Raw genomic sequence first — 3588 nt, forward strand, 5'->3', positions numbered from 1 at the left:
CGCCGGCGGCGAGGCCGTTTCCGATCTGCTCCTGCAGATGAAGGAAAAGACCCTCGCGGCTTCCGACTCCAGCCTCGACACCGCCTCGCGGACCGCCCTGAACGAAGACTTCATGGCCCTGCGCGACCAAATCGCCAAGTCGGTCACCAACGCGACCTTCAACGGCGTGAACATGATCAAGGCCGCCGGCACCAGCATCGCGGCCCTGGCCAACGATGACGGCACCTCGAAGATCACCGTCGCCTCCCAGGACCTCTCCCTGACCGGCATCGGCCTCACCGCCACCTCCTCGATCGGCACCGAGACCACCGCCACGACGATGATCGCCACGATCGGCACCGCCATCAGCACCGTTTCGACCGCTCTGTCGAAGCTGGGTACGGGTTCCAAGGCCCTGGCCTCGCACCTGACCTTCGTGGGCAAGCTGCAGGACTCGATCGACGCCGGGGTGGGCAACCTCGTCGACGCCGACCTGGCCAAGGAAAGCGCAAGGCTCACTTCGCTGCAGACCAAGCAGCAGCTGGGTGTCCAGGCGCTCTCGATCGCCAACAGTTCGTCTTCGGGCCTGCTCAGCCTCTTCCGCTAAGCGCCGACAGGACTCCAGTACGTGTAAGGAGGGGAGGTCTCGCAAGAGACCTCCCCTTTTTGCTGGGCGCTACGCCGCCGACGGAGCGATCAGTTCCAACACCTCGCCGGTGGGCCGCACGTCGCCGAAGCTGCGATAGACATTGTAGAGCGCCGCGTTGTGATCCTGGTCGCGGCGGGCGGCGTTGGCGTCGGCCACCATGATGACCCGCAGGCCCAGGGTGCTGGCGTCGCGGGCGGTGGATTCACAGCAGATATTGCTCAGGGTCCCGGTGACCAGCACGGTGTCGATGCCGCGCGCCTCGAGCAGGGGCGGCAGGGTCGAGCGGCCGGGGAAGAAGGCGCTGGTCGCCGACTTCTCGGCCAGGACATCGGCCTCATGCACCTGGAACTCGCGCCAGAGCCGTTCGGCGAGCGTCCCCTCCCCGCCGCTGGCGGCGTACATCGCAGCGACCCTCTCGCCGTAGAACTCGGTTGAGGCCCGCGTGGGGGCGCCGTTGGTGGGCAGGACCCAGGCCACCGTGCCGCCGGCCACGCGCAGGGCGTCGGCGATGCGGCTGATATTGGGCACGATCCCCCGGGTGTAGGGCAGCTCGTTCAGGAAGAACGGGACCATGTCGATGACCAGCAGGGCCGTCCGGGCCGGATCGATGCGCTCATAGGCGTGGCGCCGTCCGCGGCGCTCTTCCTGCCGGGCGTACTCGCGCGGCTCGATATGCCAATCGTGAAACCTGGCTTCCATGTCGTCGCTCCCTGTCGCCAGCAGGACATGATTCGCGGAGATGCGAACAGAGCGCGAACATATGCTGAGAAAGGGGGGGCTTCGCCGTCAGGACGGCGGGTCAGCGATGGTACCGCCTCTCAGGCTTGAACTGAGGACCTCCGGTTCCACAAACCGGCGCTCTAACCAACTGAGCTAAGGCGGCGCATCGCGAAGGCGTGTTCTAGTCGGGCGCGGCGCCAGGATCAAGCGGCGGACGACAGGACCCCGGCCCTAAATCTCCGGCTGCCGGACAGGGTTTCGCCGGACGTCAGGCGGACGGCGAAATCCCCGGAGGGTTTGGTGTCCACCTCGGCGATGGCGGCGCGGCTGACCAAGCGGGAGCGGTGGATGCGGACAAAGCCGTCGGCCGCCAGGCGGCGCTCCATGGCGGTCAGGGAGGCGCGGTGCAGGATCGTCGCGCCGGCGGTGCGCAGCTGCACATAGTTGCCCGCCGCCTCCACCCAGAGCAGGTCGGCCACCGGCACGAAGCGGCGGCGCGCGCCGTCGCGCACCTCGATGGCGGCGAGCGTGTCGGACGGCGGCGCGTGGCGGGCGCGGACCTCTCGCCAGATGGGATAGCCGGCCACCGTCCCGGCATAGACCAGCAGGTCCTTGCGCAACTCGTAGGGCCAGTCGCCGAGCGGCCCCAGGGGGTCGTAGACCGCGCCTAGCAGCACATAGGCCGCGCTCCTCAGCAGGCCCATGGCGACGACGTGAACGAGGGAAAAGGCGAGCGCGGCCCCCAGGTGGACGGCGATCCAGCCGAAGGGGCCCGAGAGGCGGGGCGGCGCGCGCCGGACCAGCCAGAGCACGGCGGGCAGCAGGGCGACCATCACCAAGCCGCTGGAGGTCTCCCAGACCGCGGGCTCCCAGACCGCGGGCTCCCACCAGGACACCGGCGCGCCGGCCTCGGCCCGGTCATGCAGGACGCTGAAGATATCGACGGCGATCACGCCCGCGCAGAACAGGGCGAAGAGGCCGATGAACAGGGCGTCGCCCTGCCGGTCGCCTCCGGCCTCCCCTCCCCTGGACGGACTCGCGTGGGTCATGGGGTTGAGCATAGCGCAAAGAAAAAGCCCCGGAGGCGAACCTCCGGGGCCAATTCACTTTCAAGCGACCTTTAAGGGTCAGCCCTTCGGCAGGGTGAACCGGATCGGGATCCGGATGCTGCCGCCATCGACGGGCGAGCCGTCGAGGGTCTTGGGCTTCATCCTGAAGAGCTTGCTCAGCTTCAGCGCCGAATTGCCGAAGTCCTGATCGGACGGATCTTCCGAAACGACGGAACAACCCACAAGCGTCCCCTTGGCCGTCACCGTGCAACTGATCATCGCACGGCCTTCAACGTTCATCCGTTGAGCCCGCTCCGGGTAGTACCGGGCGATGTCTTCGCCGCTGGGCTTGCGGGCCCAGTCAGGGTTCGAGATGACCGACGGGCGCGGAGGCGCCACGGGAGCCGGAGCCGGGGGCTTCGGTTCCTCGATCCGCTTCTCGACCGGCGGAACCGGCAGAGGGGGGATCGTCGGCATGTCCGACGGCACGTTCACCGGAGGCCGCGGTTGCAGCTTCGGCGGCGGCGGCGGCGGCGTGTTCGGCGGCGGCGGAGGCGGAGGCGGAGGCGGTGGCGGGGCGGGCTTGATGATCGCCACGTCCGTCACGTCGTCGGAGTATTCCTTGTACTCAGACGTAAACTTGGCCTTCCACAGATAAACGCCGACCACGCCGTGGACGATGACAGAGCCGATGATGGCGGCGGTCACCCCATTGTTGCGCTTCTTACGCGGCGCATCAAAGGGGTTGTGCCCAGGGTGGGTGATGTCTTCAGCCATGCTCCACCCCTACTGCTTGTCTTCGCCGATCAGCGCCACGCTGTAAAATCCGTTGTCTTGGAGCTGGTTCATCACGCCCATGAAGTCCCCGTAGAGGACGCCCTTGTCGGCGCGGATGAAGATCCGCTCTTTTTCCGGATTACGCTTGTTGCCGATATTCTTCCGCAGGTCGTCCCCCAGGGTCGCGATCTCAGTGGGAACGTCCCCAATGAACAGACGACCGGATTCCTGGATGGATATGTAGACCGGCTTAGGAGGGTTGGTAGACGGCTTAGCCACCGCGTTGGGAAGTGCGACCTTCACCGTTACGGCGGCCATGGGTGCCGCCACCATGAAGATGATCAGGAGGACCAGCATGACGTCCACGAAGGGCGTCACATTGATCTCGCTGTTCGCTTCCACGGCGTACCTGCC

5 protein-coding genes and 1 tRNA gene are annotated in these 3588 nt (G+C 66.9%); 1 reads left to right on the forward strand and 5 read right to left on the reverse strand.

Annotation, left to right across the window (positions count from 1 at the left end):
• On the forward strand, positions 1-586 hold a 586-nt coding region (locus Q7T09_RS11565; protein WP_304699823.1), incomplete at its 5' end, for a flagellin.
• Between the two features lie 69 nt (positions 587-655).
• Here the strand turns inward: Q7T09_RS11565 and Q7T09_RS11570 are convergent.
• The 5 genes from Q7T09_RS11570 to Q7T09_RS11590 all read right to left on the reverse strand — a co-directional run.
• Positions 656-1327: an isochorismatase family cysteine hydrolase gene (locus Q7T09_RS11570; protein WP_304699824.1), complete on the reverse strand. Its 672-nt coding sequence runs from the start codon at positions 1325-1327 to the stop codon at positions 656-658.
• 107 nt (positions 1328-1434) lie between these two features.
• Positions 1435-1511 (reverse strand) — tRNA-His (locus Q7T09_RS11575).
• Between the two features lie 40 nt (positions 1512-1551).
• Positions 1552-2397: a LytTR family DNA-binding domain-containing protein gene (locus Q7T09_RS11580; RefSeq protein WP_304699826.1), complete on the reverse strand. Its 846-nt coding sequence runs from the start codon at positions 2395-2397 to the stop codon at positions 1552-1554.
• A 78-nt stretch (positions 2398-2475) separates the two neighbouring features.
• Positions 2476-3174: an energy transducer TonB gene (locus Q7T09_RS11585; protein WP_304699828.1), complete on the reverse strand. Its 699-nt coding sequence runs from the start codon at positions 3172-3174 to the stop codon at positions 2476-2478.
• Between the two features lie 9 nt (positions 3175-3183).
• Positions 3184-3588 (reverse strand): biopolymer transporter ExbD (locus tag Q7T09_RS11590; RefSeq protein ID WP_304699829.1); only part of this gene is annotated, 405 nt, incomplete at its 5' end.

It is taken from the genome of Phenylobacterium sp. (assembly GCF_030645195.1).
Classification (GTDB): Bacteria; Pseudomonadota; Alphaproteobacteria; order Caulobacterales; family Caulobacteraceae; genus Phenylobacterium.